Raw genomic sequence first — 26,505 nt, 5'->3', positions numbered from 1 at the left:
TCCTGAAAAATGAGCGCTGATTTCTCTTCCCCCCAACTTCCTCCTGTCGGAATTCTTGAACCTCTTGGTGACGATGATCGTGACATCCTCAGCGGCTACGGCGTTTTTCGCCCGGTCCAGCCAGGCCAGCATCTGATCGAGGAAGGCATGGCCCAGACGGGTCTTTACTACATCATTTCAGGCAAGCTTCACGCCACCGCCATGCGCGGCGGGCACAAGGTGCTGCTGGGCAGCGTGCAATCCGGTGAAACCGTGGGCGAGATCAACCTGCTCGATCCCTCTGCGGCCAGCGCCACGGTGACGGCGGTGGATTTCAGCCAAGTGTGGCACATTGATTCCAAAAGCCTGGAGGCCTACATCAATGAGTATCCTCGCCCGGCGGCCTGGCTGCTCATCGGCGTGGGCAAGACCATCGCCCGTCGACTTCGCTCCGTGAATGAGAAGATCGCCAGCTTCTACGGTGGTTGATCAGCGGCCAAACCCTGGCTCTCCTGTTTTCAAAAAAATCCGCTCCCTTCATCGTGAGCGGATTTTTTATGCTTAGGCGTCGGTGTCGAGGATTAAGCTTTCGCCTTCAGGCTGCGGACAATGAGATTCAGCCTCCGGCAAAAGGTGAAGGCGGCCCCGGTGAAAATGATCACCAGTGCCCAATGAATGGCCACAGGCTCGCGCCCGCAGAAGCTTTCCACCAGGGCCGTCAGGGCACCCAGTGTCAGCACGGCCATGCGGTGTTGTTTGGCCATGGGGCCCATGAAGCTCTGCTGTCCCGTGAGGGTGCCCTGCAGCAGACGTACATAGGCCGTGCCCATGGCCAGCACGGCGCAGGCCCAGCCCAGCGGCAGCAGGTCAAACAGCTTGATCACCCCGGGATCCACCCGCGTGCTGTAGCCCGCACCCACCAGGATGAGCACATCGGCCACCCGATCTGGCACTTCGTTAAAAATGGGCCCGGTGGCGGTGGCCCGCCCGCCTTCCACGGCGACCATACCATCCATAAGATTGCATAGAAGCCGGAACTGGATGCCCGCCGCTGCGCCGAACCACATCAGGGCCGAGGCCAGCGGTGTTGTCTGTTCCGGCACCAGCAGGAAGCAGGTCATCGAGCCCGCAGCAAAGACAATGCTCAGCACTGAAATGGCATTGGGGGAAAGATTGGAGGCACAGGCCCAACGAGCCAACAGACGGGCCCAGCCTGTGTTTCGTGACTTCAGTTCGCGGCGCGGGCCGTGGTCTTGGGAGGCGGACATGGCGACGATCTATCACACCCCGGCGTAAACTTCTAGACCTTCTGTGCTCTGCCCCATTACACTGACTTTGCATGGTGACCCAGTCACGAACCCGATCCCAGTTTGAGCGCATTGAAATGCCTGGAGATTCCTCCTTTGCGTGGAAGGAAATCACCGGTCGTCATTTCACGGCCCCCTTTCATCATCATCCCGAGGTGGAACTAACGCTCATCACGGCGGGCCATGGGCAGCGGTTCGTGGGGGATACGGTGGAGCCCTTTCAGCCTGGGGATGTGGCGTTGCTCGGCCCGCAGCTTCCGCACGCCTGGTTCAGTGAGGCGAGCTGCCGTAAATCGGCCGCCATTGTCGTACAGTTCCACCCGGAAACATTTGGCGGCGGCCTCCTAAAAGCGCAGGAGTTGGCTAATGTGCGGACCCTGCTGCAGCAGGCGGCGGCAGGTCTGATCATCCAGGGAGATCTCGCCCGTGAGATGCAGCAGCGCCTGGCGACACTCGGCCAGCTCTCTCCGTTGCTGCGGCTCACGCTGCTGGTGGAGCTGCTGGAAAAGGTGGCCACCAGCGGAAGCTGCCGCAGCCTGAATGCCCGGGCCCCCGAAGAGACTGTCTCGCTGATGGACCGAAAGCGGCTGGACGAGGTGCTGCGCTACATCCATGCGAATCATCAGCGTGCCCTCACCCTGCCAGAAGTCGCCAAGGTGGCAGGGCTGGGGCCGGAATCCTTCAGCCGATTTTTTCGCCGTGTCACGGGGCACACTTTCATCGAGACCCTGATCCAGATCCGCCTGGCAAGCGCCCTGGCCCTGCTGGCGGAAAGTCCGGAAACGATTGCCGCCGTGGCCTTTGCCTGCGGGTTTGAGGACCTTTCCAATTTCAACCGCCAGTTCCGCCGGACCTATGGCATCACGCCCAGCGAGGCACGCAGGCGGGCCACAGGTTAGAACATAGACCGTCCTGCTATTTTGCTGTCGCCTTTTCCTTCCGCACTCTATCATCCACTCCATTCTTTCATCCCATGACCATCTCTCCTGATCAATACGAGAAGCTCGGTGCCTTTTATCTTGGACGCGGTTATGACCTCGAGACCAAGCAGCTTCAGGATGACCTTATCATGTATGATTCGAAGGACCTCGTCACTCACGGCGTGGTTCTCGGCATGACAGGTTCCGGCAAAACGGGCCTTTGTCTGGCCCTGCTCGAGGAGGCTGCCATGGATGGGGTGCCCCTCATCGCCATTGATCCCAAAGGCGACATCGGCAATGCGCTCCTGACGTTTCCAAATCTGAGCGCCGAGGAGTTCAAACCCTGGGTCAATGCAGACGATGCCCGCCGTAAGGGCATTAGTGTGGATGAATTTGCCACCCAGCAATCCCAGCTCTGGACCAAGGGCCTGGCCGACTGGGGACAGAGTGGCGAGCGCATCCGCAAGCTGCGCGAGACGGTGGACATGGCCATCTACACCCCCGGCAGCAATTCCGGCCTGCCAGTCTCCATCCTCAGCTCGCTCGATTGCCCACCTGCCGCCGTGATGGAGGATGCCGAGACGCTGGGGGACCGCATCGAGAGCACCGTTTCATCCTTGCTCGGCCTCATGGGCATCGAGGCGGATCCCGTGCAGTCTCCGGAGCACATCCTGCTTTCGAACATCATCGCCTACGCCTGGAAAAAGGGGCAGAATGTCTCGCTGGAAAACCTCGTGCGTCACATCCAGCAGCCGCCGCTGCGCAAGATCGGCGTGGTGGATATCGACACCTTCTGCCCCGAGGCCAAACGCACCGCACTGGCCATGAAGCTGAACAACCTCATCGCCTCGCCCGGCTTTGCCACCTGGCTGGAGGGGGAGCCGCTGGACATTCAGCGCATGTATTACACGCCTGAAGGGAAGCCGCGCATCACCATCTTTAACATTGCCCATCTGGGAGACAGTGAGCGCATGTTCTTTGTCTCCTTGCTGTTGAATCAATTGTTAGGCTGGATGCGCAGCCAGCAGGGCACCACATCCCTCCGCGCCCTGTTTTACATGGATGAGATCTACGGTTATCTGCCGCCCACGGCGATGCCGCCTTCAAAGAAGCCGATGATGATCCTGCTGAAGCAGGCCCGCGCCTTCGGTCTCGGCATCCTGCTCGCCACACAGAACCCGGTGGACCTCGACTACAAGGCCCTGGCGAACATCGGCACCTGGTGGATCGGTCGCCTGCAGACGGAGCGTGACAAAGCCCGCCTGCTCGACGGCCTGGAAGGGGCCATCAGCAGCAGCGGCGGCCAGTTCGACCGCAAGACTCTGGAGACCTCCATTTCCGGCCTGGGCAACCGCGTCTTCCTCATGAACAACGTCCATGAAGACGGCCCGGCCATCTTCCACGTGCGCTGGATCATGAGCTACCTCAGCGGCCCGCTGGCGCGCGACCAGGTGAAGCGCCTCATGGACCCGCTGCGCCCGGCCAAGGGCAGCGCCGCAACGGCAGGCGAGGACGACGGCTTCCTGCCCCCAGGAGCCACCGCCGCCCCTGCGGCAGACCGCAACACGATCAAGCCCAAGCTGCCCGAAGGCACGGCGGAGTACTTTCTTCGCTCGGAAGTTTCTTCCGACACTCTTTGTTATGTCCCGGCCATCCTCCGCAGCGCTGAGGTGAATTTTGACGATCCACGCCGCAAGATCAGCGGGCGCAGCACCGTGACCCTGGTCAATCCCATTGATGTGGAAAACCAGCGGGTGCTCTGGGACAAGTTTGTCGAAATTCCACGGGCCGTGGATCTCGGCACCTGGGAGTCTGAGGCCACCGAGGGTGCCGAGTACACTGACCTTCCCGGAGCAGCCATGAAGTCCAGCACCTACAGCAGCATCAAGAAAGACTATGTGGACTGGGTGTATGCCAACCACAACCTGGAGGTGAGCTTCAGCCCATTGCTGGAGGCATTTTCCAATCCCGGTGAAAAGGTGGATGAATTCAAAGCCCGCATCACCCAGACGGCACGTGAGATGCGCGATGCCGCCATTGAAGAACTTTGTGAGAAGACCGCCAAGGCGCTCAAGGCGATGGAAGAAAAAGCCATCCGCGCGCAGACGAAAGTGGATACGCAAAAGTCCCAGGCCACCAGCGCCAAGCTTTCCACCGCCGTCTCCATCGGCACCAGTTTGCTGGGAGCCTTCTTTGGCCGCAAAAAGGGCATCGCCTCGGTGGCCAAAGCGAGCACCGTCACCAGCGCCGCCCGCGTCATGCGCGAGCATCAGGAAGCCGCAGCAGCAGAAGCTGAACTGGAACGCCTCCAGGCCGACATCGCTGAATTGGAAAAGCAGCTCGCCGATGACACCCAAAAAATCCGCGACCAATACGATCCCACCGCGCTGGTTCTGGAAACGACCAAACTCACCCCCACGAAGACCAAGATCCAGCCCACTGCCATTGGCATCCTTTGGCTGCCGCATGAGCGTGCAGGCGGGGAATTGCGCAAAGCCTGGTCTTGAGATGATGAAGGACTGCCCCACCTGTTTTCCTGTTGGATAAGGAAGCCGAGTGGGCGGTTTTTTTGCCCCCCTGTAGGGCTGTGTGACTTTCCCAGTTCTGGGGAGTATAAAGGCACGCATCCCTGTCGCTTTCTTGCTAGAAAGGATCTTCCCGATCCGCTATGTTCAGTTCCCCCCATGAATTTCTCTTCTGTTGATGTTGTGGCTCTTTCCCGGGCTGTCCTTGCTGCTGCGGCTGCTTCCGTCGTGGTTGCCTGCACGGCACCGCAGGCTTCTTCCGGGCCTGACGCGGAAGTTTTCCAGCTCAGTGAAGCGCAGATGCGCGCCCGTTTCCCGAAGGTCCAAAACATCGGTGTGGTGGAAATCTCCGGGGCCAAGATCAAATCTCGTCCCGCCAGTTCAGGGGCTGCGGATCTGGAGTACCTCGCCACTGGCGGGGCCATGTTGGTCAAAAAAGTGGAGTCTCCCATTCTCGCCCAGGCTCCGGAGATTCTGGTGACGCCTGAGGCAGCCATTCTCCAGGGCAGCCAGGCCATGGTGAAACACAACGGACGACTCATCACCTCCGAAGGAGACTCTACAAAAATCACCATTGATGGCACCCAGGTGAAAGTGGATGGCCCGCACATCATCCGCGATCTGGCCTCTGGCAAAACGACCCTGATGGGCGGTGCCACCGCACCTACTGCTGAGGCACCGCAGGAACCTGTCGCCGCTACTTTGGCAGATGTGGCAAAAGCCGCACCCAAGACCGCTGAAAAACCTGTGGTTAGACCAGTCCCTCCGGCCGCAGTCAAGCCATCGGCTCCAGCCGCTGCCGCCGTATCTAAGCCTGTTGCGGCCAAGCCCAAACCACGGCCAGCGCCGGCTCCTAAAGTGGTTGCCAAGCCGGCTGCCAAACCTGCCCCTCAGGTGGACCGCAAGGAACTGCTGAACCTGATGCGTGCCCCCACTGAGTAAAGGTGCATTTCACCAGGGCAGGGGAGCTATTGGGCGATCCATTCCTTGATCAGCCGCCCGGCTACATCCGTGAGGCGGAGGTGATCAAACCCAAAATTGGTTGAAAAAGGGAGGGAGTCATGCCGGTCCACCGAGTCGCGTAAGATGCTCCGGCCAATGTCGCCTGTCTCGCCCTAGATCTGACCGCCTTTGGTGCCGCCAGTTACGGCAGCAGATCGCTGAAATTCATGCCGCATTGCCCATGTTTGGCAAACTTGCGCGGGCTGCCCATCGGGCGTGCCTTCTCCTTTTTGATGAAGGCGAACCGGACGTTTTCGTCATGCTATCCGGGAGCGGCTGTCCATGAAGCTCATTCAGCTTCGGCTTCGGGTCGAAGAGATCCATCTGGGACGGCGCTCCCTCCATGAAAATGAAGATGCAGTTTTTGCCCGGGCCGGGACATTCGGTGCCCAAGGAGCTAGCGGATTCGCCAAGGCCCCGGAAGTGGCTGCGGTTGCGGGTGAAATGAAACCTTCCTGAGTCAGCAGGGCCCCCAGAGCTAGCGCTCCGATGCCATTGGCCGATGTGGCGATGTGGCGAGAAATTCACGGCGAGTTTGTAGAATCTGGTGCTCGACGGGGTGCATAGGAAGATCTTTGGAAAAAAACGTTCCCACTGGCATGGCTTTTGCACAGTTCGTTGGATCCTGCACCACACGCAGCGCAGTTTCCCATTTTTTGAAATTCGTCAGGTCAATAAAAAAACACAGCGCGACATTGACACTCAAGTCGCAGGCCCCTTATACTTATCAGCCATGCTCAGGCAAATCATCGGACAACCCACAGAAGGGCAAAAGGAAACAGGCCGCGCTGAGGCCCCCGCACCGGCCTCATCGGCTGATCGTGGAACCAGCTACTCCGCACCCGCTCCTGCTGCACAACCCCAACGCGCATCCAATTCTTATAACATGAATTCCAGTAAAAACGTTCTCTCTAACGACGTCGAAATCAAAGGCTCCATCAAATTTTCCCACGACCTCATCATTGATGGGAAAATCGAAGGTGAAGTCCAGTCCGACGGCAGCCTGACCGTGGGTGAGAACGCTCTGATCAAGGGTGAAATCAAAACCCGCTCCGTCATCATTTTTGGCAAAGTCGAAGGCAACATCACGGTTGTCGAGCGTTGCGAACTGAAGAGCAACGCCATCCTCGTCGGCGATATCGACGCTGGCACGCTCTCAATCGAAGAAGGTGCAACCTTCATGGGTGCCTCCAAAGTGGGCCGTAAGCCTGAGGCCTCCAAGCCTGCACCGCTGGGTGGCAATCGCCCCGCCTCCGCATAAACCCTCAAATTATAGAATCACCTTCGAGTGTTTCGGAGTCTTTTCGGCTCTAAAAGCGACCGTCCGGGTCCACCCAAGAATCAAATCGAGGTGGTGTGCCCGGTATGTGGCGCGGCTCAGTATGAGCCGCGCCTTGTTGTCTCCACTTTTTGCAAAAAATGCGGGGTGCATCTGAGCATCCATCGCAAAAAAGTCGCGGCTTCCAGCGTCACGCGCTCTGGCATGGGCATGCCAGATCCCTGGGCAGATGCTGCCCCAAAGCCCGCCCCGGCTCCTGCAGCCCCGCCTGCACCAGAAGCTGAAGCGCTCGAACCAGCGGCCGATTCTGTCGCCGCAGAGATGGCCCAGCCTGTGTCTGAAGAAGAGGCGGCTGAAGGCGGTTTTGGCGTCTTTTTAAAGCAGCAGGCCAGCCCGGCACCCGCGCACATTCCCTCTGTCCCGCCTGTTTCCACCCCTGTGGCGGCTGAATCTGCGATACCTCCTTTTCGCCCCGAACCCGAAGTTCGGGAAGAACCATCCGTCGCCAAAAGGCCCCAGTCCTTTTCTCCGCCCCCCACTCCCGCTCCGGCGCTCATGAGCGCCAGCACCCTTCAGAAAATGAAGAACGAGGGGATGTATCGCAACCAGTACTTCAAGGATGCAGACTGCTTTGACTGCGGTCATAAATTTAAGGTCAGCCGCTCCACACGCTCCACCCAGTGCCCAAACTGTGGTGGTACCATTTCGCTCGAGGACGTGGAAGTGAACATGCATTCTGGCCAGTCCATCAAAACGCGCGGTGATGTGCTCATTCGCAAGCGCGGTCAGGTTTCTGCCGAAACCATTCAGTGCAAAGATCTTCGCTGCCAGGGCATTTTGGAGGCCAATGTCATGGCCACTGGGGATGTCATCATTCGTGCCTCCGGCACCATGATTGGTGAAGTGCGCTGCCGTCGGTTTATTGTGGAAAAAGGGTCCGATGTGGTCTTTCTCAACGAAATTCACGCCGAAGAGATCGATATCCAGTCCAGGATCACTGCCACGCTCTTTTCCAGTGGCCCCTTTGTCATCGGGACACAGGGTTCAGTTAACGGTGATTTGACCGCGAGGTCAGTCTCCATTGAACCAGGCGGCGAACTCAATGGTGCCATGAACATTGTTCGGACCAAGGCAGCAACTCCTCCACCACCTCCAATAACGGAAGAGTGAGAGGTGATGCCCACTCTCTGGCTAAAAAGCCACTGGGTTTAGAGGCGTAGCTTGCGGTAAAGGTTATTCTCATTTAGCCTTTTTCACAATGGATCAAATTCTGCTCTCCCTGGCACAAAAAATTGGACTGACAGCACTGGATGTAGGCGCACGTGGTGGCGTAAACACGGACCTTGGCCCTTTGGCTGCAGCAACAAACTACGTGGGTTTTGAGCCTGATCCTGAAGAATGCGCCCGGCTCAGTCGCACGGGGATTGGTGGGGGCTGGAAGAACGTGAAGTTTGTTCCAGTTGCCCTTGCTGCCGAGGCCGGAGAATTTGCCTTGAATCTTTACTCCAAACGCGGCTGTTCTTCAAAGTACACGGCCCGTCAGGACCTGGGAAAACTTTTTGCCCGCGGCGACTTTTACAATCTCGATAAAGTCGTGAAGGTCCCCTGCCAGCGCCTCGACGATGTGCTGCAGAGCGAAAGCATTGAGGAGCCTGCCTTCATGAAAATTGATGTGCAGAGCATGGAGGTCGAAGTCTTCGACGGAGCCGTGAAGACCCTGCAAGAGGACCTCGTCGGTATCCGCACCGAGGTTTCATTTTTCCCCATGTATGAGGAGCAGCCTCTGTTTGCTGAGATTGATCAGCGGGTGCGCCGGGATGGTTTTGTCCCCATGCGCTGGCTGGAAAATCATGAGTGGCGAAGGGCCACGAAAAAGAAGCCCTACTCCATGGCCGATGGCGCGCTGCCCTTCTCACGTGGCCAACTCATGCATGCGGATGTACTCTATCTGCAGCATCCCGAAGGGCTGAAGACGGACTCTCCCAAAGCCCTGCGCCGCCTGGTGCGGCTGGGGTTGGTCGCTGCCTGCTATCAGCATTACGACCACGCTTTGGCCGCTTTTTCCATTCCTGCGGTCCGTAGTTTTTGCCAGGGGGAACTGAAGCTGGATGCCGAACAGGCCGTCGAGCGCATGTCCCAGGCAGAGGTCACTCTGGGCCGCCGATTGGGCTGGAGGCTGATGCGTGCCTTGCAGAACCGCTTTGCGTGAGCCAAAGAGGGGCTGTCCATGCTTCCCCAAGTCGTCTTTGTCCAAAACTCCGTGCACCTCGCTGGAGCCCAGAAGTCCCTGTCCCGGCTTCTCACGGCCCCCGCCATGCAGCAGCATGATCCCATCTTGCTGACTGGGCAAAAAGGCTGGCTCACAGGCCACTGCGAGGAGCATCAGGTCAAATGGGCGCGGCTGCCTTTTCCTGCCTCTCGTAGCCTGCCCGCAAGGCTTTGGGGAAACCGCCTGTTTGCCCGCCGGGCCGCCAGCCATCTGAAGGAATTTTTGCAGCCGGGGCGTCCCGTGATCATTCATACCAATGACCACCCGGATAGCCTTCTCGGTCTGGCCTTGGCACAGGCATTGAAAGCCGTGCCGGTGCTGACGCTTCGCACCCCCGGCATGAGCCAGCGCGACTTTGAAAAATACCGCTGTGGGGACCACGCCCACCTCATCGCCGTGGGGGATGACCTGTTTAACAAAGTGCGTCCTTGGATCTCCGGGCAGCGCCCTTTGACGCTGGTGCACAATGGCGTGAAGGAAGAAGAAATCCTCCCGCCCATCCCCTGGGCTGCGGACCCGCCTGCACGCATTTTGGTGCTCGGCTCCATCATCCCTCGCAAAGGCTGGCAGGACCTCGTGGAAGCACTGCTGCTGCTGGAGTCCAGGCTACCGGCGGGCCCCCTGCCGAAGATCGATTTTTTGGGCGATCTGCTGGATTCAGAACCTGCGGCAGTCCTGGAAACCAGCCGTCTCAAACGCTTCGAAGTCACCTTTCTTGGAGTCCGCGAAGACTATCGTACCTGCCTGCGGCAATACGCGCTGGCCATCCATCCTTCCCGCAGCGAGAGCTTTGGCATGGCGGCCCTGGAATGCGTGGCAGCGGGCGTGCCCTTGCTGGCAGCGGCCACAGGCCTCATCCCGGAATTCATCCACGAGGGTTCATTCCTCTTTCCACCACAGCAGCCGGAAACACTGGCCTTGTGCCTGGAAGCCCTCCTCCAACAGACGATGCCCGCCATCGCGGCAGACTTTCGTTTTGAAGATGCCCATGCCATCGTTCGCGAACGCTTCTCCACGCCCGGCACCGTGCGCAAGATCAGAAACATCTACGCAGGGCTTTTGCCCGCCCGTGCATGAGTGAGGCCGCCGCCATCGTCAGTGACAAGCAGCTCGGGGACGTACTCCTCCTGCAACCCAGCGCCCATCATCTCGCACAGGTGGCTGGAAATTCGACTGCACTTTTTGTTAGGGATGCTTTTCGTCCTTTGGTCGAGCTGATGCCTGGCTGCGTCTGGGGACCTGAAAATCGTCAGCGATTTAGCGAGGTGTGGACCACGAGCTGGAGTTCCCGCGCTGTCTGGCAGGCCTTTCGTTTGCGCACTCGGAAGCGGCGGCTCATCGTGAACAAACCGCGCCACATCCGCTGGTGGTACCGGTTTGTTTTTCATGACATTCGTCTGGAACCGCCGTCTGCCGAATATTGGGCCCGCTACTTTTGGCGGGTGGTCAGCGGCAAGGAAGAGACGGAATTTATTGCTCCACAGCTCAAGCAGCCGCCTGCTGACTGGAAGCATCCCGCGCTTCCTGTGGGTCCCTTCATTTTGATCAACCCAACCGCCGCCTGGAAACGAAAATTTTGGGGAGAAGATCAATGGGCCGAAATCATTCAACGGCTGGTAAAACAGCATCCTTCCATGCCCGTGGTCATTGCCGGAGGCGGCTCCGAAAGGGAAGTCGCCCATTGCCAGTCCATCGCTGACCTCTGCAGCCTTCCTGTGCTCAACCTAGCTGGCAAGACCTCCCTGAAAGAGTACCTGCATCTTGTGTCCGCAGCCCAAAGCGTGCTTTGCATTGATGGTGCCGCCTCCCACCTTGCGCAGGCTTTTGGCATCCCCACGGTCACCGTTTTCGGACCCACCCATGAGGGCAAATGGCATTGGCCCACCCCGCATAACGTTGCCCTGGCGGCACGTCAGTTTAACGAAGCCGGAGCCTACGGATCCGCCTCTGCAGTTCCTGTGGAGGCGATGTGGGCGGCCGTTTGCTCCCTCAAGATGGCTTGAATACCTTCGGTTAGACTCTGGCGACCAGACGACCAGTAAAATTCATCCACATACCGGCGCTGGTTGCGGATCTGGGCCGCCGCATGGGCGGGATCGTTTTCCAATCTGGCCACCTCAGCCGCGAGTGAGTCCGAAGTCGTCGCCACCAGGCAGGCCCCATGCTCATGAATCAGCGGAAAGCCCAGCTCCGTATTTGGCTCATAAAGAAAGATCACCGGCACCCCCAGCACAAAGGCCTCCAGCCCGGCCGTGGAGTTTGAATTCAGCAGCACGCCAGCCTTCTGAAGATGCACCAGCATGTCTTCCTCTGGCGGAATCATCTTCACATTGGGCGGCGGATTCAGCGACTCGATGTAACGCATGCGCACATACAGTTCGTCCTCATCCATGCCGATAAAGCACTGCTCCACCTTCTTACGATCCCTCAAGGGATGAAACTTTAAATGGAACTGATGCCCTGGCATTTGGCGGGCCGTTTCCACCAGCAGCCGATAATGCAGATAGCTGCGCTGCGGCTCCACCGTCGCCGAAGTCCCTGAATAGTAGCTGTCCGCATACAGAAGGATTTTGCTGCTCTCACCATCGCGCTCCTTGAGCGCCGCCGCTGGCCGCCGATGGGAGGCCACCGGCACGATGCGATCCGCCTGATGTCCTCGCAATTGGGCAATGTGGGCATTGCGTCCGCTGTCACACAGCAGCCAGTCCGGACTAAAGCTGAAACGCGGCTGAGGAATGTGGTCATAGGTGTAGGCCGCCACGGGGATGCCCAGCTCACTGGCCGCCAGACTCCAGGCCCGTTCATCACTGCCTTCCTGGGTATCGCACAGCAGCAGCTTTGGCCGCGCCTGGGCAAGGTGATCGCGGGCCCTCAAATACTTCCAGGCGAAACGCGGATACGTTTCGCGCGACTGCCCCTCGCCCAGGTCTAACAAAATGGATCGCGGATCGCCCGGGTTATCCTTCAGCAAAGCTCGCAGTTCGTCCGCACATTTCCGCCACCATTCAGCATAGCCAGATTTAAGCCGCTCAAACTCCGCCCCTTCCGGCTTGCCCAGAAGCTCATCCGAAACATAGGCCCAGTCCAGGTCCAACGACTCCGGCTGCCCCTGCAGCATCCGCGAAAGCCGAATGCTGCAGCACAGCACCGAAGCTCGCTGTCCCCCAAGCTTCCCCTGCAAGGCTGTCGCCACCGGGGCAGGCTTCTTTTTCCATCGATTGACCAGCCGTTGCCAGCGACGCTTCAAAGACCAAGGTCGCGGCTCTTGAGGTAAAAACACAACAGGTAGCCCATGTTGCTCCGCCACCTGTCGCCAAGCCCGAAAACTGATTCCCGCTCCCGGAGCCACCACCAGGCGATCGTACCTTGCCCCCTCAAAAACTCGCCGGGCCATCTCCAGATTAACCAAATATGGATTGATCCACTTCCGGCAAGTCATCCCCAAACAAGCCGCCCTGAAAGCCCGATGCAAAGGCACACCCTCCACCACAGGCAAATCCCGCAGGTAAGTTTCCAAAACATCATCGGTCAGCCTGTCCGCCTTCACCTGATCCTCCGGTGAAAAAATATCCAGTGCATTGATCCATACCCCCGCGTCAAACCTCTCCTCTACAGGCAGCCAAGTCTCCGCCTCAAGCACAAAAAGCTCCCCAAGCCCCCTGCTCAAACCCACTTCCGCCCGACAAGCCCGCGGAGCAAGAGAGCCATAGATGAAAAGCGTCCGTGTCATGATCAAGGCGCTAATTCGGGTCACTGGAAGGTGACAGGCCAGCGCAAAGTTTTTCGGTAATCGGGCGGTTTACCGCCAGGAACAAAGTGAGGATGGTCTGGAAATCCTGTGATGACGCCGATGGACTGCCAGGGAGCGGACAACCAATGGGAGGTATCTGGGACAAACGTTTCTTCAGGATTGAAGACGCGGACTTGGAAGTCAATTTCGGTGACTTCTTTTCTTTCAGACGAAGACAACTCTAGAAAAGCTGCATAGCCGAGATCAACGATGGATTCCGCACGGTCAGCCGCACGATCAAGGACATTTTCATTTACAGCGATGCAATAATCCGTCACTCGATAAGTGGTGCCTGCGATCGTGCGTGGGTGCCAAGCCTGTAGCCCGCATGGGATGCCATTGATGTCCCAGTTCTCAAGAACAGCTTTTTCTCGCCCCGGTAATTTGGCCACTTGGCGGAAAATATAGATACCGTAGATGTGGGTTTCCACGAAAATCATGATGGGACGAAGGGCAATTGTCCAGGCGCTCAAAGTGGTGATCAAACCACCGCGCAGTTTAACGAGACCTGAGCAACTTATGACCGCCAGCAGAAGGAAAAAGCAGGCGACCCACAACAAAGGTGCCTGCGTCCCGATGGGGCCTGAGGGCAATGCGAAATCAGGACCACCATTGAAATACGGGCTGAACTCGATGACGAAAAGAAAGGCGGAACTGAGCAGCGTCTGTGTGCTGAGGAAAGCGAGATAAACCATCAAACAAAGCGAGATGGCAAAGCCGAGCGACATCGGGAATGACACCCAGCGGATAGAGGGGACTAACAGAGCCAAGACCAGGAAAAACTGGGTAGCAATGGTGGCCCAACTCATGACAACCGAAGCCGCACGACTTTTATTGGCCCAATGAAAACTGGGTTTTACCCAATGCCGTAGAGACATAAAATAAAAGAATCCCAAACCGCGTCGCCACATGGGGGAACAAAGCTTTTCCCAGCCAGCGGAAAGCATGAGGATGCCAAACGTCCAACAATAGAAGTTCAACCCAATTAGAGAAGGGGTGCTCAAGCCAAAATCGAGCCCGAGCCATTTATCCACGGAAAAGCTCAAATGTGAGTTCAGGAAAAGGAGACAAAAACCTGCTGAACGAATGAGGACATCTTCAAGGGAGTAAACCTTCGAACGCCGCCAAATGATGGAACCAAACAAGATGTGAGCCAATATGGCCACAGGGGTAAGGAAGCCCACCATCATCATGACCGCAGGAATCATCCAAAGGTAAATACAGCGGAGCACGTGGGATGTCTGGCGCCATCCCAGGACCATAGGTGCGGCTGGGCGAACGAGAAGTAAGCGCAGCACGATCATGAACCCATAAGTCACACGGAATAACCCGATGATGTCCAAACGAGTCTGATCAATGTAATCGAAGGGCCTCTGATGAAACATTCCCCAGATGGCCGCACACGCGACTAACGCCGTGATGGTCGCTCTTCCTAGGACTTCAGTTCTCGAAATGTTCGCCATAATTTTAAAGCCGCTCAGAGAAGGTGATTTTAGTCCTGATTTACCAAGTTCCAGGAGAGGGCGGTGCCACGTTTGACATCGCTGGCTGTCTTTTTGCCGAGCAGGGATTCATAGTGTTTTGGCGATAATCCAAATCCAGGGCGAATGCTGCGCATATTTTGCGCTGTGAGCACTTCACCAGCTTTTATATCCTGTGTGATGTAGAGGCTGCGGCGGCCACGTAAATAGCCACGCTCCGTTTCGGCTGGACCGTAGCTGATGGAGCCCACAGATTCCCAACCGGCGCGGCATTCTGTGACTAAGGCCTTCATCTCAGACGGCTCCAGACTGAAGTGGGAATCTGGCCCACCGTCCGCACGAGCTAAAGTCAGGTGCTTTTCAATGAGAGAAGCGCCCAGGGCTGCGGCTGCCACGGAAGCTCCAATACCCAAGGTATGATCCGAAGCGCCAGTGAGGCAGCCAAAGAGCTGGCCCAGGTGTGCCATGGTGCGGAGGTTCGATGTCTTTGGGCAGGCTGGGTAGTCCGTGGTGCATTTAAGCAGCACGATTTGGGGAGCCCCATTCTCACGAGCCGTTTTTACAGCGGCTTCAATTTCGGCCACCGTGGCCATGCCGCTGGAAATGATCAGAGGTCTGCCTGTTTGTGCACACTTTTTAATCAAAGGCAGGTCCACGATCTCAGGCGAAGCAATTTTATAGCAAGGGGGATTCAACGTTTCTAGAAAATCCACCGCGCTGAAATCAAAGGGACTGCTGAACCAAGCAAGGCCTCTTTCCGTGGCTCGTTCCACCATCGCAGCATGCCATTCCCAGGGAGTGTGGGCTTCAGCATATAGACTGTGCAGGCTACGACCATCCCACACGGAGCCTGGTTTGCGAACAAAGAACTCTTCGCTATCCGCATCCAGGGTGATGGTGTCTGCCGTGTAAGTTTGAAGTTTGATCGCATCCACACCACAATCAGCGGCTGCATCTATGAGTTGCAGAGCCCGGTCCAAAGACTGATTATGATTGCCTGAAAGCTCTGCGACGATGAGTGGCGGGCGTGTGCCCGGTGGCTGGTTCAGGGTGTCTAAAAATTCAGCGTTTGTCATGAGTTATGATTCAAAGTTTACAGGCCCCATTGGTCCACGATCCATTGTTGCGCTGCCAGCGTGCGTGAGCGTGTGGCTTCTGACAATGGCCGGATGCCGCCTTGGCCATCGGCTTCCCCTAAGATGAAGCGTGGAGACTTGAGATGATCTACCACGAGGTCTCCTGCCTGCCCGACTGTTCCGCCGGCGACGATGTGTGTATGGGCATCCAAGTTAACCTGCCCGGCAGCGAGGTGGAAACGATCATAAGTATGAATGAGACGCTCAGCCTCAGCAACGAGGGCTGGGCCACAGTCCAGCCGCCACAATTGAATACCTCGACTACGAGCTTCCGCAAATGCCTCTTCTGTCAGCGCCCGGGCTCGCACCATGAGGACAGCTCCTCCGTCGCGCACCTGCTGCAAATCATCTCTGGTAGCTGGAGATTTGGAATCACTGGTGACCAGCGCATCCACCGGAATATGATTTCCCACCACTTGAGTGATCTGGCCGATGGCTGCTCGCTGCCCAGCATCATCGCCGATCACGGAGACCTGAGTGGCTTGGAGCATTTGAAGTGCATCTGCGACCGCCTGGGCAATGACTGCATCATCATCATACAGGAACTGAGGCTGAGAGAGACGATGGCTGCTCAACTTTTCCAGGCGCTTATCCAGGAGCCAGAAATCACAAGAATCGGCGAGGGCGTTTTGGACTTCTGTGAGGGATTCAGCGGTGCTCACTTCAACATGAGCTACAATGCTGATCCGGCTGCTGCGTACGGGACCGATGCGGGCACCAATGAGGTCCGGGGTGTGGGCGATGGTTACCACGCGTGCTTGGGGGCTCTTACCCTTTTGCACACGAAGACGGTCCGCAAGCGCCGTAAGTGATGTCGGCTGCAAACGTTCCAGTGAATCGCCATTGCTCGGTAGATCTGAGATCTGACTGCTATGGCGTGGTTCTGAAGCAGCCTGCTGGGCGGCAGCCATAGCGACCTCTTGGGAGACCTTTTTTCGCGAGTCTTTGGGGAGACGTAAGATCGTGCGGTAGAGGGGAGCTTTGGCGTCAGCGTTGGCCTTTTCCACCACGGGGCTGAAGCTGGAATGGAAGTAGTTTAATCCGGTCGCAATTTCCGAGGCACGCGGACGGGCGTGGTCGGGCACGCAGAACTGCATGACCGAATCGGCAAATTCAACCAAGCGTTCCCAGTCGACTGGCCAAGCTAGGCTGTTCCGCTGGGAGAGAACGGCGGCGAGGAGTTCTGTTGCGGCATTGCCGCCACTACGCCCTAGACCCGCCAGACTGCCATCCACATAAACACCCCCACATTCGACAAAACGGAGGCAATTGGCCACCGCGAGAGTCAGGTTATTGTGGCCATGGAAGGCCAAAGGCACCCGTGAACTGCGGGCCAGCGTGGCTTGGGTATAAGCGGCAACGTCATTGGGAGTCATGCCGCCGGCAGAGTCCACAATGGCCACGACATCCACCCCAAATTCACCCACTTGCTGACTGACTTCGGCAAATGAATCTGGAGGAAGCAGATAGGACTTCATCATATTCCCCCAGACTTCCAGTTTGAGAGACTTGGCCAGTTTGACGAAAGGTTCCAGCTTCGTGTGGTCATCCACATCTATGCCGAGACGGATGAAACCAAGTCCAGCATCTGCCGCGGCGCGCAGGCTATCTTCTGTGCCAATTCCAGGAATGAAAAAGCTGCCAATGAGGGCTTTGTCCGATACGGCAGCTTTGGCCGCGGTGATGTATTCAATATCACTGATGGCTGCATTGCCTTTGCCACAATTTTGAGCGTTCAGCCCAAGCCCGTGACCCACTTCAATATGGCGGATGCCAGCCGCAGCAATTCCATGCGCGACAATGAAGGTGTCCTCCACGGTGAACTGGTAGTCCACCACATAACTGCCATCACGGATGGTACAGTCGAGGATTTGTGCGGGTGTTTCCATGGAGCAAAGATACTTTATAAAATGATGAGGGTGAGATACTGGTCAATGATTGGGGAGCAGTTCACCAGAAGCTCCATCCACAAGAATGAAACGAGGGAGACCGAACTGACGGATCTGACTCGCGATGGCCTGGGTCCAGCCGCGAGAGCAAATCACACAAACATGCAGGACGGAAGGGTGAAATTCGGATGGGTCCGGTTTTTTGACACTGAGCTCAAAGCCTTCTAAATGAGTGCCGGTTTTCGCATCGGAGTTATCATAGGGCAGGATCTTGATGGCCTTTTGTTTAAGCTCCACACCAATGTGGGTTGCGATCTCGGTGGCGGTTTGATTGGCCCCAAAAAAGCAAACGCGAACGGGCGTGTCTGCTGCCTCTACCGCTTGGGTGATCAAGTCCGCGCTAGTGGCGAGGTTATCTTGAGCATGATTCAAAAGTGCACGCCCTCGCTGGTAGGCGGCTTGCAACTCAGCCGCTTGATCCTGCAATGGCTCAATGGCGATGAGTGGAGATGTCTCGACTCGCCGAGCGACAAGATAAAAACCGAAAACACGACTGGCACCAGTGTCCCGGATTTCCACCACTTCATACCCCGCTTCCTGCACCAGGGCAGAGAGAGACTCAGGCGTCAGGTAAAGGAAGTGTTCGTGCATCAAGGCATCTTTGGGATGCCTAACCAAATGTGGGACTTCAATCACGAGCACGCCGTCTTGGGCCAAAAGCCCGCGCATGGAGCGTAACCAATCCCGAGGATTGGCCAGGTGTTCGACGACGAAATAAGCCAGGACTGCATCGAAGGCCTGCTTCATAGCGACGGGGGGAACTGCCACGCAACCCCGCCGAAAGAGCCCATCCAGCCACTCACCACGCTCACTGCTTTCGGCCATGACGTCATCACCTGCGACATCGTAGCCAGCTTTGAGGAGGGCGGTGTGGAACTCACCTAACTTATCACCGATCTCATAAACGCGCGCTTTAGGTTTGAGCCAGCGATGGAGGAGCTCTAAGCGTACGGCCACGTCGAAGTCTGGGACAATGTCAATGGAGGTGGATGCGATGGGCCAGCAGTCCGTGTAGTAGTCGTGAAGGAACTCGGCCGTTGGCCTCAGGCGATTAAAGACGAATCCGCACTGCGTGCATTGCACGTCTTCATGACGCCAGGTGTAGTCATGATGCTTCTGAATGATGCGTCCGATGCGAGTGCCTAGTGTGCTTAGGGCCGTCTCTTCAGCGCCACACACATCGCAGGCCACCGGGGTCCAAAGAGTCTCAATGAGCTTTCTCATGCGTGCAGGGCTTTGACAGCTTCAGGCTTGTGGAGATAAACGGTAAACTCATAGAGCGGATAATCCGCCCGCAAAGTCACGAAGCGTGAGAGACTTTTAGCGAAGTGAAACATTTCCTGCTCGGCGTGATAGAACAGATGCTCTTCTTTAAAATCCACGTAACTACCGAGAAGGTTAAACGCAACGGCCTTGCGGCAAATGCGAAAACTTTCGCGCACAGTGTCGTGCATGAAGCCTTCATTGTCTTCAATTTTGAAATTGAACAAGCCGCTGAGAAATACGTAATCTTGGGATGCGTCAGGGAATTGACTGAGATCTGTCGTCGCAAGAAAACTCGCTCCGGGGTGACGTTTTTGGGCCACTTCAATGAGCGCGGGATTTAAGTCTGTGCCTGTGTAATTCACGTTTTGGGCGCCAGCTTCAGTCATGTAGTCAAGCAAGTCTCCGAAACCACAGCCGATATCCAGGGCTGAACAGCCACTGAGATCTGCCACTTCAGCGAGGATGCGAAAACGAAGTCGCTGTTGCGAACTATCCCGCCAGCCCAGGGCCTGGGCGGTTTCACCCAGGTTGCTGAGGCGTTCGTTGTAACGCTGAATGATACGTTGCTTTTCGTCAGGTGTCATTGGGCGGAGGCTTTGGAAAGAAGACGCTGAGCATTGCCAGCAAAGATGAGACTGCGGTCACCGTCGTTGAAGCCACATTGATCGCAAAGTGCGAGGGTGTCTTCTACGGAGCGCCCGACTGGTACCTCAGGACTGTCGGATCCATGAAGGATACGGTTTGCCCCTAGCTTACGCAGGACAAAAATGAGATCGGAATAAACGGTGGAACCTGCAAACCAAAAAGGGGTGAACGACACATCCACCACCACATTGCGATTACCCTTCACCACCATCAGAGCATCCATCACATGAATGCCACCTGTGTGAGCCATGATGATGTTTGCCTGGGGCACGGCTTGCGCGACTTCATGGATCATCCGCACTTCTTGGATTTTATAATAAGTGTCTCCGTAGGGGAAGGCATCGAAGAGGATGGGCACACGCAGTTCGGCCGCCTGTTCTACAAGTTGGATCACTTCCCGGGTATGCTCAATGGTGAAGCCTTGGCGACGCGGATGCAGTTTGACCCCATGCATCTTGCCGCTGCGAACATAATTGGTTAGCCCTTCAGTGACGGATTCGGGTTCGAGGGGATTGAGAGAGACGAACCCGATCAATTCGGGATGCTCTGCACACTTTTGTGCGACGTAGGCATTGCCCATGTCTGGCTCGATGGCCAAAACAACGGCTTTGGAGATTCCAGCGGCTTTAAGATTCGCCACCAAAGTTTCGGCACTGGCGTCTTTATGGGTACCGAAACCTTTTGGGTCTGGATGGATATGAGTATGGGCGTCAATAATCATCAGCGGATGATGAGTCGGATGTGATTCAATGCGGCCTGGGCTGCGGCACGACAGGTTGTCGGGTCGGTAGAGTAGGTGAGGATATGCCCCGCGCGGTCAGACCCAGAGCGCAACTCGTGGAGAGCTTGCCCTGGCTTTGGATAAATGACTACCTCAGAAACACCGGGCACAGCACGAGCTGCATCTAAACCTTCCGCTTGGACAAATTCACCAGGAGTCGGGTCAATGAAAACCAGTGAAGCACTCTGGCCTTGGTGTTGCTCTGGCAGCTCAGGCACTTCCCCCAAAGCTGCCTGGATGCTGGCCCTGGCGGTGGAAAGGCCGGTCACACGTGGCAGCATCTCCGTGAAAACCTTGAAGCCCGCCCCGCGTGCGGCGAGTTCCACAATCATAGGGCCCTCTGGGGAATAAATGCACTCCAAATGCACCGGGCAATCACGGAAGCCACAAGCCTGAATGGCACGAATTGCATGGGCGATCATGGTCTCTCTATGTTCGGGAGACAAATCGTCTGGGAAATGTACCTGACGGTCCAAAAGGTAAGGGGGCTGGGTGCGCACCTTCATGGAGGTGGCTAGGACATGTACCTCGGTGCCGATCACCCATGCTTCTACACTGTATTCAATGCCTGGCATGAAGGATTCCACCATCACCTGACCTGAGCGAGAATTCTGCTTTGCCAATTCGAAGGCGGAGCTGACTTGATCCCGGTTATTGACATAGCTGACGCCCCGGCTGCCGGAAGCATCCACGGGTTTGATGACGCCGGCTGCCGTTTTAAAAGTGTCCCAGGTGGCCAATGCGGCTTCGACGGTCTGAACGGCAGCAAATTGCGGCACCAAAAGTCCTTCGCGGCGCATAGCCTCTCTCTGCAAAAGCTTGCTCCTCGAAACACGCACCACCTCCAAAGGAATACCCGGGAGTTTTAACTCTTGGCAGGCGATCGCCACGGCCTCCATCGCGACGTCGCAGCAGACACTGACAATCGCTTGGGCGCCAAACTCGCGTGCCACACGAATAATTTCCTGGGCATCAAGAATATTGGCCACGTAGGTGGTCGGTGCATCAGCCAGCCCTGGTGCGGTTGCATCTCCATCCATGGCCGCCACTTCGTAGTCCATCAACTGGGCCTCCCTGATGGCAGGGGCCTGGGCCAAGCCAGCGGCTACAAAGAGAATCTTTTCTTTCATTAAAGCAGTCAGTTTTAGAGGTTGGCGAGACTACTAATCACACCAGTGAGGCGGGCCAGTCCATTGCCAGCCACGATACTGGCAGCACGGCGGGCGAACTCAAGCCGCTCTTGCTCGGTGGTTTCAATGATTTGACCGATTTCGCGAGCCCATACGCAAGCTTGCTGCTCACAAAACGGAGCGCTAAAAGCAGTTTCTGCATCGGTCTGTGGGAGCACGGCAACTAGGCGTCCTAGGAACAGAGCCTCCAGAACTGTCCCCCCTCCGTTGCATAAAACGAGGTCCGTGTGGCTGAGTAATTCGTCAAAGTTGGCGGGGGCTTTGACGGTTTTAAAATTGAGTTGAGCCGCTTGGTGTCGGACTTGTGTTTCCAATTCGTTACCGACTCCAGGCCCGAGCACGATCATGACTTGATCCAGTCTATTTCGCCAAGGGCGCAGCAGGTCTATGGCTTCTAGCGTTAACCCCTTTGGATCTGCTCCACCCAGGGTCACCAGGACGTCTAATAATCCGTTTTGTCCTGGAAGCGGGGCAAGGGCCTGCTGCTGTAGGATGCTAGGACGCATCATTGCGTAACCCACGCCTTCATGATAAGCCTGTGGGCGTTTAGCCCGCGCAAAGGCCTCTTGCATCTGGCCGTTGAGATCACGTAGAGTAACGACTTCATCCGGTAGCAGATCTGGCTGTAAATAGTCGAGGGCCAAGCAGGGGAGCTTTTGGTCTCGACACCATGCCACAGCCTCTTTTTGAAGTGCCGGGGTGAGATCTATAATGACCGCCTTAACTGGACGTGAAACGGGTGAGTTACAAGCATGCCATGGCAGGTCCCCCAAGATGTCGGTGAGCGCTGCTTGCGGTAATAATTCAGAGGGATGGCCTAATATTTGAAATTCAGTCTGCCAGCCTAAAGTTTCGAGATGTCTTGCCAGTGTGGCGCACCGACGTAGGTGCCCAGTGCCGACCTTGATGGAGGCTTCCACTAAAAAGAGCAGCAAGCTTGGCTGGGTGCTCATGAGGCGGAAGTTGATTGCAGGGCATAGAAGAGATGGCGTGCCTGTTCCCAGTCCTCGGGCGTATCAATGTCCTGACAACGGTAGCGAGGAAGGACAAAAGGCAGGCAGTGGCCACTGAGCGCGGATTCCTGTTGCAAAAAGGAAGCCGCTCTGCCGATGACAAACTGCCCTGCATCATGGAAACACTCTTGCAAGGCCTGGGAAGGCGTCAGTCGCAGTTCGGGCCACATGAAACGGATTTCTCCTGCCTCATTGGTAGTCATGGCTCTCTGCACGGGCGAGGGAAACGTACACACGGAAAGCACATACTCAGCTTCTGGTTTTTCGTTCAAGCGCTCAAAGGCCGTACGTAGATCTGAGGCCCTCAAAAATGGAGCTGTGGCATAGATGCAACCTAATAAACTTGGACATCCGCCGCCATCCATTTCCAACCAGTTTAGAGCATGCTTTAAGACGGGATTCAGACCGACCTGATCGCCCGAAATTTCAGGGGGACGCAAAAAAGGAACCTGGGCTCCATGTTCGCGGGCAACTTGGGCAATCTCAGGATCATCTGTGGAAACGATGACCTCATCAAATATGCCACTTTCCAAGGCGGCTTGGATGGACCAGGCGATCATGGGTTTGCCGCCGAAGTCGCGGATGTTTTTGCGGGGGATGCGTTTGCTGCCGCCGCGGGCGGGGATGATGGCGACGGTGCGGCTTTTCATGATCAGGCTTTGCGGCGTAGGAGCAGGAGTTCGGAATGGTAGCCGTCTACGGTGCGGTATCCGAAGGGATGGACGTTGCGTTCGACCAGTTCGTAGCCGGGCAACATCGCGAGGTAGTCGTCGCTGAGGATGGGGGTGTCCACCCCGGCCCAGCCTCCGGCTTTGCGCAGTTGCTTGCCTTCGCGCATGTTGCGGAGAAGAATCCAACGGGTGTTCAGCCGGGCGACGTGGTTGAGGTAATTTTGGACGATGGGGGGCTCCATTTCCTGGAAGGAGATGAAGTTCACAAAGAGATCCACGTTGCCGCGCAATTTTTCGATCTGCCAGGCGCAGAGGACGGAGATGGGAGTGAGGGATTCGATCTCGATCTCGGCCTGGTCGCGTGTCTGGGCGTAGGTGGTGACTTGGTCTGCACCGACGGCTCCGCTGAGGTAATGCTGGGCCACGTAGCTGGTCGGCGGGATGTCGATGTCCACATAACGCAGGCCTTCGATGCCTGCGCTGGCCATGACTTCGCCCAGGGTGCCGAAGCCGCCGCCGATTTCCAGAACGGTGCGGGGTACATCGTTGGGGCCCAGGTGCTTTTTCAGCAAGGCGAGGCCGAGCAGGTAGTTGAGGGCGGAGCGGGAGAACCAGCGGCCGTCGAATTCAAAGTGCTCGACAGGCTCGCCCACCTTGCTCTCGGAGAAAGTATGCAGGTGGGGCAGTTTACTGGGGGTGTCGGCGGCCAGGAGGACGCGGTAATCGGCCAGAGCGGCGGCTTCGCCAGTGAGGAATTGGTCCAGGCCAAGGTGGGCTTTTTTGGCGTCGGGGTGCGCACGTTGAAGCGTGGCTGTGAGGCCCTCGATTTGCGCAGGGGTAAAGCTATTGCCTGGAGTGCCGAAAGTGGGGACGAAAAAGCCGAGGGTGTTGGGCAGGCGGCGGAAGTTTTCGATGCCGTTCTCGCAAAGTTCGTTGACGATACGGGAGGAGGCTTCGTCCCAGAAGACGCTTGGGCGGTAAAGTTCGTCCTGGGTCCGCATATCGTCGCGGGCGGCGGTCAGTTCCGGGTAGGAGTACGGCTGGGTCATGAGGGAAAGGTGCACTGCTAGCTAGGACCCGTTGCGAAAGGGTGCAAGCTGGAATTGCGGGCTTCAGTTTTCAGGGCAGATCTGGCCTTTTTCTAGCCGCAGTCTCATTTGGCCCAGCAATTCGGCTTCCCGACGGGAGTGGGTGACGTGGAGAACGGTGAGACGGTGGCGTGTCTGGAGGTTTTTCAGCAACTCGGCGGCCTCGGCATGGGTGGCTTCATCCAGGGCGGAAAGAGGTTCATCCAGAAGGAGGACACTGGGGCGGGCAGCCAGGGCTCGGGCGAGGGCAACTCGTTGCTTTTCGCCGCCTGAAAGGTAATCGGGCTGTCGATCCAGCAGATGGTGAATGCCAAGCTCTGTGGCCAGTGAGGTGACAAGGGAGGCAGCCTCGGGGTCTGCCTGCAAGAAGGGGGCAAAACCGATCTGCTCGCGCACGTTTTTGCTGAGGAAGAGGGCAAGGTCCTGGGGCAGGTAGCCAATGCGGCGATGCCGGGGCTCTAGGTGAGTGACATCCCGGTCATTCAGCAAGATGCGGCCTGCTGTCGGAGGGCGCAGGCCACACAGAATTTCCAGCAGGGAGGTCTTCCCGCAGCCAGTGCTGCCCATGAGGACGGCGTAGGTGCCTGTGGGGATGACCAAGGAGATGTTTTTTAGCGAGAATCCGCCAGGGGCCTGCCAGGCGATGTGTTCAAGCTGAATCATAGGGAGGAAAGGGTCAGAACAGAGCCAGTTGCTGCATCGGTTGGGCGACTGCGGGGGGGCTGAGGCTGATGACCACCCGGCGGCGGGCCACTTCGATGGTGGGAGTCAGGCAGCGGCGCTGGGCGCACTGCACACGGGTATCCCGAATGCCGATGCGATGCAGAGATTCCTGAATGCGCTGGGTGGCGCGGTCGGGGTCATTGCAGTCGTCGCTCAGATGCCCCAGCACCACATGATGCAGACCGGGGTGTGCCACGCTTTCGATGAGTTCTGCCGCCTGGTCATTGGAAAGGTGGCCGTGACGGGAGCTGATGCGCTGCTTTGTTGCCCAGGGGCGTTTGGTGTCGGCCTCCAGCAACTGGGTGTCGTAGTTGGCTTCCACAAAAAGGCTGTCGGCAGCCTTGAGGCGGTCCTTGATCAGGTTGGTGACAAAACCGACGTCGCTGAGCACCCCCAGGCGGGATTCTTCATCGGCAATGACAAAGCCGATGGGATCCACGGCATCGTGAGGAACCGGGAAACATTCGATGCGCAGATCTTGGAAATCAAAGGCGCTGCCGGTGGTCATCATCCGCCATGCAGGGGGGGTGCGGAATTTGAGGCTACCCTGGAGGGTTTCGCGGGTGAGCGCTGTGGCATAGAGGGGCAGGGGACGCTTGCCGCTTAGCACCTCCAAGCCGTTGGTATGGTCCTGATGTTCGTGGGTGAGCAGGATGCCATCGAGCTGATCCAGGCTGTAACCAGCAGCCTCCAACCGCACACAGATCTGTTTGGCGCTGAGTCCCGCGTCAATGAGCAGCGTGGTGCGGTCTGTCGAGACGACAGCGCAATTGCCTGAGCTGCCGCTGCCGAGAACTGTGAGTCGAACCATGCTCCCTGTTTTTAACCGACTGCGCGCTTGCTGCAAGGTGCAAAGTCTCGCCAGACGGAAAGATGCAGGTGACCAGCAAACAAAAAAGCCGGAGCGCTTTCACGCTCCGGCTTCTCTCAGGCAGGCATTGCCTGCGGATTCTTAGTGCTCGTAGCCAGACTCGCCATGTTCGGCAAGATCCAGACCGATCTGCTCGACCTCTTCGGTTGGGCGAAGGCCCACCAGCAGCTTCACAATCAGCGTGATGACCACCGTGGCAGTCACGCTCCACACGATCGTGAGGGCCACAGCCTTCAGTTGGTTCATCAGCAGGCCTTCTTTCAAACCTGCCACGATGGCATTGGCTTTCTCATCGGCAAACACACCCGTGAGGATGGCACCCAGCGTTCCGCCCACACCGTGCACACCAAAGGTGTCCAGCGCGTCGTCATAGCCCAGGATCTTCTTCAGGTAGGCCACTGCGATGAATGGCACCACACCGGCTGCCACGCCCATGATGACTGCGCCATTGGCTGTCACAAAACCTGCACCGGGGGTGATCACCACCAGACCGGCCACAATGCCCGAGCAGAAGCCCAGCACGGAAGGCTTGCCACGGGTGATCCACTCCAGCACCGCCCAGACAAAACCGGCGATGGCCGCAGCCAGCGTGGTGGTCATGAAAGCGTTGGAGGCGATGC

General features: G+C 57.3%; 25 protein-coding genes. 9 read left to right on the top strand and 16 right to left on the bottom strand.

Annotation, left to right across the window (positions count from 1 at the left end; translation table 11 throughout):
* The first annotated feature begins 9 nt into the window (after positions 1–9).
* Positions 10–468, top strand: a complete 459-nt coding sequence (locus tag ABEB25_RS14815) for a Crp/Fnr family transcriptional regulator (protein WP_345737196.1) — start codon at positions 10–12, stop codon at positions 466–468.
* A gap of 92 nt (positions 469–560) precedes the next feature.
* Here ABEB25_RS14815 and ABEB25_RS14810 read toward each other — a convergent pair whose 3' ends face one another.
* Entirely contained in the window at positions 561–1,247 is a 687-nt protein-coding gene (locus ABEB25_RS14810) for a CDP-alcohol phosphatidyltransferase family protein (protein WP_345737195.1), read from the bottom strand.
* Positions 1,248–1,363: 116 nt separating this feature from the next.
* On the opposite strand from ABEB25_RS14810, the gene ABEB25_RS14805 reads away from it, so the two are divergent.
* The 3 genes from ABEB25_RS14805 to ABEB25_RS14795 all read left to right on the top strand — a co-directional run bounded on the left by ABEB25_RS14805 (position 1,364) and on the right by ABEB25_RS14795 (position 5,673).
* Positions 1,364–2,185 carry a helix-turn-helix domain-containing protein gene (locus ABEB25_RS14805; protein ID WP_345737194.1) on the top strand — a complete coding sequence of 274 codons (822 nt, stop codon included), beginning with the start codon at positions 1,364–1,366 and terminating at the stop codon, positions 2,183–2,185.
* A gap of 74 nt (positions 2,186–2,259) precedes the next feature.
* Positions 2,260–4,713, top strand: a complete 2,454-nt coding sequence (locus tag ABEB25_RS14800; RefSeq protein ID WP_345737193.1) for an ATP-binding protein — start codon at positions 2,260–2,262, stop codon at positions 4,711–4,713.
* 177 nt (positions 4,714–4,890) lie between these two features.
* Entirely contained in the window at positions 4,891–5,673 is a 783-nt protein-coding gene (locus tag ABEB25_RS14795; RefSeq protein WP_345737192.1) for a hypothetical protein, read from the top strand.
* 225 nt (positions 5,674–5,898) lie between these two features.
* On the opposite strand, the gene ABEB25_RS14790 is transcribed toward ABEB25_RS14795, so the two are convergent.
* Complete coding sequence (locus ABEB25_RS14790) at positions 5,899–6,057, bottom strand: hypothetical protein (RefSeq protein WP_345737191.1); 159 nt, start codon at positions 6,055–6,057, stop codon at positions 5,899–5,901.
* A 562-nt stretch (positions 6,058–6,619) separates the two neighbouring features.
* On the opposite strand from ABEB25_RS14790, the gene ABEB25_RS14785 reads away from it, so the two are divergent.
* The 5 genes from ABEB25_RS14785 to ABEB25_RS14765 all read left to right on the top strand — a co-directional run bounded on the left by ABEB25_RS14785 (position 6,620) and on the right by ABEB25_RS14765 (position 11,284).
* Positions 6,620–6,994 carry a bactofilin family protein gene (locus tag ABEB25_RS14785; protein WP_345737190.1) on the top strand — a complete coding sequence of 125 codons (375 nt, stop codon included), beginning with the start codon at positions 6,620–6,622 and terminating at the stop codon, positions 6,992–6,994.
* A gap of 573 nt (positions 6,995–7,567) precedes the next feature.
* Complete coding sequence (locus tag ABEB25_RS14780; protein ID WP_345737189.1) at positions 7,568–8,182, top strand: polymer-forming cytoskeletal protein; 615 nt, start codon at positions 7,568–7,570, stop codon at positions 8,180–8,182.
* Between the two features lie 88 nt (positions 8,183–8,270).
* Positions 8,271–9,221 (top strand): FkbM family methyltransferase, encoded by a 951-nt coding sequence (locus ABEB25_RS14775; RefSeq protein ID WP_345737188.1) that lies wholly within the window; start codon positions 8,271–8,273, stop codon positions 9,219–9,221.
* 18 nt (positions 9,222–9,239) lie between these two features.
* Positions 9,240–10,358: a glycosyltransferase family 4 protein gene (locus tag ABEB25_RS14770; protein WP_345737187.1), complete on the top strand. Its 1,119-nt coding sequence runs from the start codon at positions 9,240–9,242 to the stop codon at positions 10,356–10,358.
* On the top strand, positions 10,355–11,284 hold the full coding sequence (locus ABEB25_RS14765) for a glycosyltransferase family 9 protein (RefSeq protein WP_345737186.1): 930 nt from the start codon (positions 10,355–10,357) through the stop codon (positions 11,282–11,284). Before ABEB25_RS14770 ends, ABEB25_RS14765 begins: the two co-directional genes overlap by 4 nt.
* Here ABEB25_RS14765 and ABEB25_RS14760 read toward each other — a convergent pair.
* From ABEB25_RS14760 to ABEB25_RS14695, 14 genes are all read right to left on the bottom strand, one after another.
* On the bottom strand, positions 11,215–12,528 hold the full coding sequence (locus tag ABEB25_RS14760; RefSeq protein ID WP_345737185.1) for a glycosyltransferase family protein: 1,314 nt from the start codon (positions 12,526–12,528) through the stop codon (positions 11,215–11,217). The genes ABEB25_RS14765 and ABEB25_RS14760 overlap by 70 nt on opposite strands.
* A gap of 503 nt (positions 12,529–13,031) precedes the next feature.
* Complete coding sequence (locus ABEB25_RS14755; protein ID WP_345737184.1) at positions 13,032–14,375, bottom strand: hypothetical protein; 1,344 nt, start codon at positions 14,373–14,375, stop codon at positions 13,032–13,034.
* A 188-nt stretch (positions 14,376–14,563) separates the two neighbouring features.
* The gene (pseI, locus tag ABEB25_RS14750) at positions 14,564–15,628 is read right to left on the bottom strand and encodes a pseudaminic acid synthase (protein ID WP_345737183.1); all 1,065 of its coding nucleotides are present in this window, start codon (positions 15,626–15,628) and stop codon (positions 14,564–14,566) included.
* A gap of 17 nt (positions 15,629–15,645) precedes the next feature.
* Positions 15,646–17,577: a beta/alpha barrel domain-containing protein gene (locus ABEB25_RS14745; RefSeq protein WP_345737182.1), complete on the bottom strand. Its 1,932-nt coding sequence runs from the start codon at positions 17,575–17,577 to the stop codon at positions 15,646–15,648.
* A gap of 42 nt (positions 17,578–17,619) precedes the next feature.
* Positions 17,620–18,861, bottom strand: coding sequence for a class I SAM-dependent methyltransferase (locus tag ABEB25_RS14740; RefSeq protein WP_345737181.1), 1,242 nt, complete (start codon positions 18,859–18,861; stop codon positions 17,620–17,622).
* Positions 18,858–19,487: a class I SAM-dependent methyltransferase gene (locus tag ABEB25_RS14735; RefSeq protein WP_345737180.1), complete on the bottom strand. Its 630-nt coding sequence runs from the start codon at positions 19,485–19,487 to the stop codon at positions 18,858–18,860. The genes ABEB25_RS14740 and ABEB25_RS14735 overlap by 4 nt, the downstream gene beginning before the upstream one ends.
* Positions 19,484–20,269 (bottom strand): amidohydrolase family protein, encoded by a 786-nt coding sequence (locus tag ABEB25_RS14730; RefSeq protein ID WP_345737179.1) that lies wholly within the window; start codon positions 20,267–20,269, stop codon positions 19,484–19,486. Before ABEB25_RS14730 ends, ABEB25_RS14735 begins: the two co-directional genes overlap by 4 nt.
* Entirely contained in the window at positions 20,269–21,459 is a 1,191-nt protein-coding gene (locus tag ABEB25_RS14725) for an ATP-grasp domain-containing protein (RefSeq protein WP_345737178.1), read from the bottom strand. Before ABEB25_RS14725 ends, ABEB25_RS14730 begins: the two co-directional genes overlap by 1 nt.
* 14 nt (positions 21,460–21,473) lie before the next feature.
* A complete protein-coding gene (locus tag ABEB25_RS14720) occupies positions 21,474–22,472 on the bottom strand; it encodes a hypothetical protein (RefSeq protein ID WP_345737177.1) in 999 nt (332 codons plus the stop codon).
* Entirely contained in the window at positions 22,469–23,182 is a 714-nt protein-coding gene (gene pseF, locus ABEB25_RS14715) for a pseudaminic acid cytidylyltransferase (RefSeq protein ID WP_345737176.1), read from the bottom strand. The genes ABEB25_RS14720 and pseF overlap by 4 nt, the downstream gene beginning before the upstream one ends.
* 2 nt (positions 23,183–23,184) lie before the next feature.
* A complete protein-coding gene (locus tag ABEB25_RS14710; RefSeq protein ID WP_345737175.1) occupies positions 23,185–24,252 on the bottom strand; it encodes a putative sugar O-methyltransferase in 1,068 nt (355 codons plus the stop codon).
* A 63-nt stretch (positions 24,253–24,315) separates the two neighbouring features.
* Positions 24,316–24,954 (bottom strand): ATP-binding cassette domain-containing protein, encoded by a 639-nt coding sequence (locus tag ABEB25_RS14705; protein WP_345737174.1) that lies wholly within the window; start codon positions 24,952–24,954, stop codon positions 24,316–24,318.
* Between the two features lie 13 nt (positions 24,955–24,967).
* Positions 24,968–25,825 carry an MBL fold metallo-hydrolase gene (locus tag ABEB25_RS14700; protein WP_345737173.1) on the bottom strand — a complete coding sequence of 286 codons (858 nt, stop codon included), beginning with the start codon at positions 25,823–25,825 and terminating at the stop codon, positions 24,968–24,970.
* Between the two features lie 141 nt (positions 25,826–25,966).
* Positions 25,967–26,505 (bottom strand): ammonium transporter (locus ABEB25_RS14695; RefSeq protein WP_425572063.1); only part of this gene is annotated, 539 nt, incomplete at its 5' end.

The organism is Prosthecobacter algae, assembly GCF_039542385.1.
Lineage (GTDB): Bacteria > Verrucomicrobiota > Verrucomicrobiia > Verrucomicrobiales > Verrucomicrobiaceae > Prosthecobacter > Prosthecobacter algae.
The sequence above is the reverse complement of the archived record's forward strand: the minus strand, read 5'-3'. Positions and strand labels throughout refer to the sequence as shown.

What these genes read in the sequence shown, in the direction of transcription:
- ABEB25_RS14775 (WP_345737188.1), top strand. Translation starts at nt 8,271, where the DNA reads ATGGATCAAATTCTGCTCTCCCTGGCACAAAAAATTGGACTGACAGCA.
- ABEB25_RS14740 (WP_345737181.1), bottom strand. Translation starts at nt 18,861, where the DNA reads ATGAGAAAGCTCATTGAGACTCTTTGGACCCCGGTGGCCTGCGATGTG.
- ABEB25_RS14780 (WP_345737189.1), top strand. Translation starts at nt 7,568, where the DNA reads ATGAGCGCCAGCACCCTTCAGAAAATGAAGAACGAGGGGATGTATCGC.
- ABEB25_RS14730 (WP_345737179.1), bottom strand. Translation starts at nt 20,269, where the DNA reads ATGATTATTGACGCCCATACTCATATCCATCCAGACCCAAAAGGTTTC.
- ABEB25_RS14800 (WP_345737193.1), top strand. Translation starts at nt 2,260, where the DNA reads ATGACCATCTCTCCTGATCAATACGAGAAGCTCGGTGCCTTTTATCTT.
- ABEB25_RS14790 (WP_345737191.1), bottom strand. Translation starts at nt 6,057, where the DNA reads ATGGATCTCTTCGACCCGAAGCCGAAGCTGAATGAGCTTCATGGACAG.
- ABEB25_RS14770 (WP_345737187.1), top strand. Translation starts at nt 9,240, where the DNA reads ATGCTTCCCCAAGTCGTCTTTGTCCAAAACTCCGTGCACCTCGCTGGA.
- ABEB25_RS14745 (WP_345737182.1), bottom strand. Translation starts at nt 17,577, where the DNA reads ATGGAAACACCCGCACAAATCCTCGACTGTACCATCCGTGATGGCAGT.
- ABEB25_RS14795 (WP_345737192.1), top strand. Translation starts at nt 4,891, where the DNA reads ATGAATTTCTCTTCTGTTGATGTTGTGGCTCTTTCCCGGGCTGTCCTT.
- ABEB25_RS14765 (WP_345737186.1), top strand. Translation starts at nt 10,355, where the DNA reads ATGAGTGAGGCCGCCGCCATCGTCAGTGACAAGCAGCTCGGGGACGTA.
- ABEB25_RS14810 (WP_345737195.1), bottom strand. Translation starts at nt 1,247, where the DNA reads ATGTCCGCCTCCCAAGACCACGGCCCGCGCCGCGAACTGAAGTCACGA.
- ABEB25_RS14720 (WP_345737177.1), bottom strand. Translation starts at nt 22,472, where the DNA reads ATGAGCACCCAGCCAAGCTTGCTGCTCTTTTTAGTGGAAGCCTCCATC.
- ABEB25_RS14700 (WP_345737173.1), bottom strand. Translation starts at nt 25,825, where the DNA reads ATGGTTCGACTCACAGTTCTCGGCAGCGGCAGCTCAGGCAATTGCGCT.
- ABEB25_RS14710 (WP_345737175.1), bottom strand. Translation starts at nt 24,252, where the DNA reads ATGACCCAGCCGTACTCCTACCCGGAACTGACCGCCGCCCGCGACGAT.
- ABEB25_RS14735 (WP_345737180.1), bottom strand. Translation starts at nt 19,487, where the DNA reads ATGACACCTGACGAAAAGCAACGTATCATTCAGCGTTACAACGAACGC.
- ABEB25_RS14755 (WP_345737184.1), bottom strand. Translation starts at nt 14,375, where the DNA reads ATGATCGTGCTGCGCTTACTTCTCGTTCGCCCAGCCGCACCTATGGTC.
- ABEB25_RS14705 (WP_345737174.1), bottom strand. Translation starts at nt 24,954, where the DNA reads ATGATTCAGCTTGAACACATCGCCTGGCAGGCCCCTGGCGGATTCTCG.
- ABEB25_RS14815 (WP_345737196.1), top strand. Translation starts at nt 10, where the DNA reads ATGAGCGCTGATTTCTCTTCCCCCCAACTTCCTCCTGTCGGAATTCTT.
- pseI (WP_345737183.1), bottom strand. Translation starts at nt 15,628, where the DNA reads ATGACAAACGCTGAATTTTTAGACACCCTGAACCAGCCACCGGGCACA.
- pseF (WP_345737176.1), bottom strand. Translation starts at nt 23,182, where the DNA reads ATGAAAAGCCGCACCGTCGCCATCATCCCCGCCCGCGGCGGCAGCAAA.
- ABEB25_RS14805 (WP_345737194.1), top strand. Translation starts at nt 1,364, where the DNA reads ATGCCTGGAGATTCCTCCTTTGCGTGGAAGGAAATCACCGGTCGTCAT.
- ABEB25_RS14725 (WP_345737178.1), bottom strand. Translation starts at nt 21,459, where the DNA reads ATGAAAGAAAAGATTCTCTTTGTAGCCGCTGGCTTGGCCCAGGCCCCT.
- ABEB25_RS14785 (WP_345737190.1), top strand. Translation starts at nt 6,620, where the DNA reads ATGAATTCCAGTAAAAACGTTCTCTCTAACGACGTCGAAATCAAAGGC.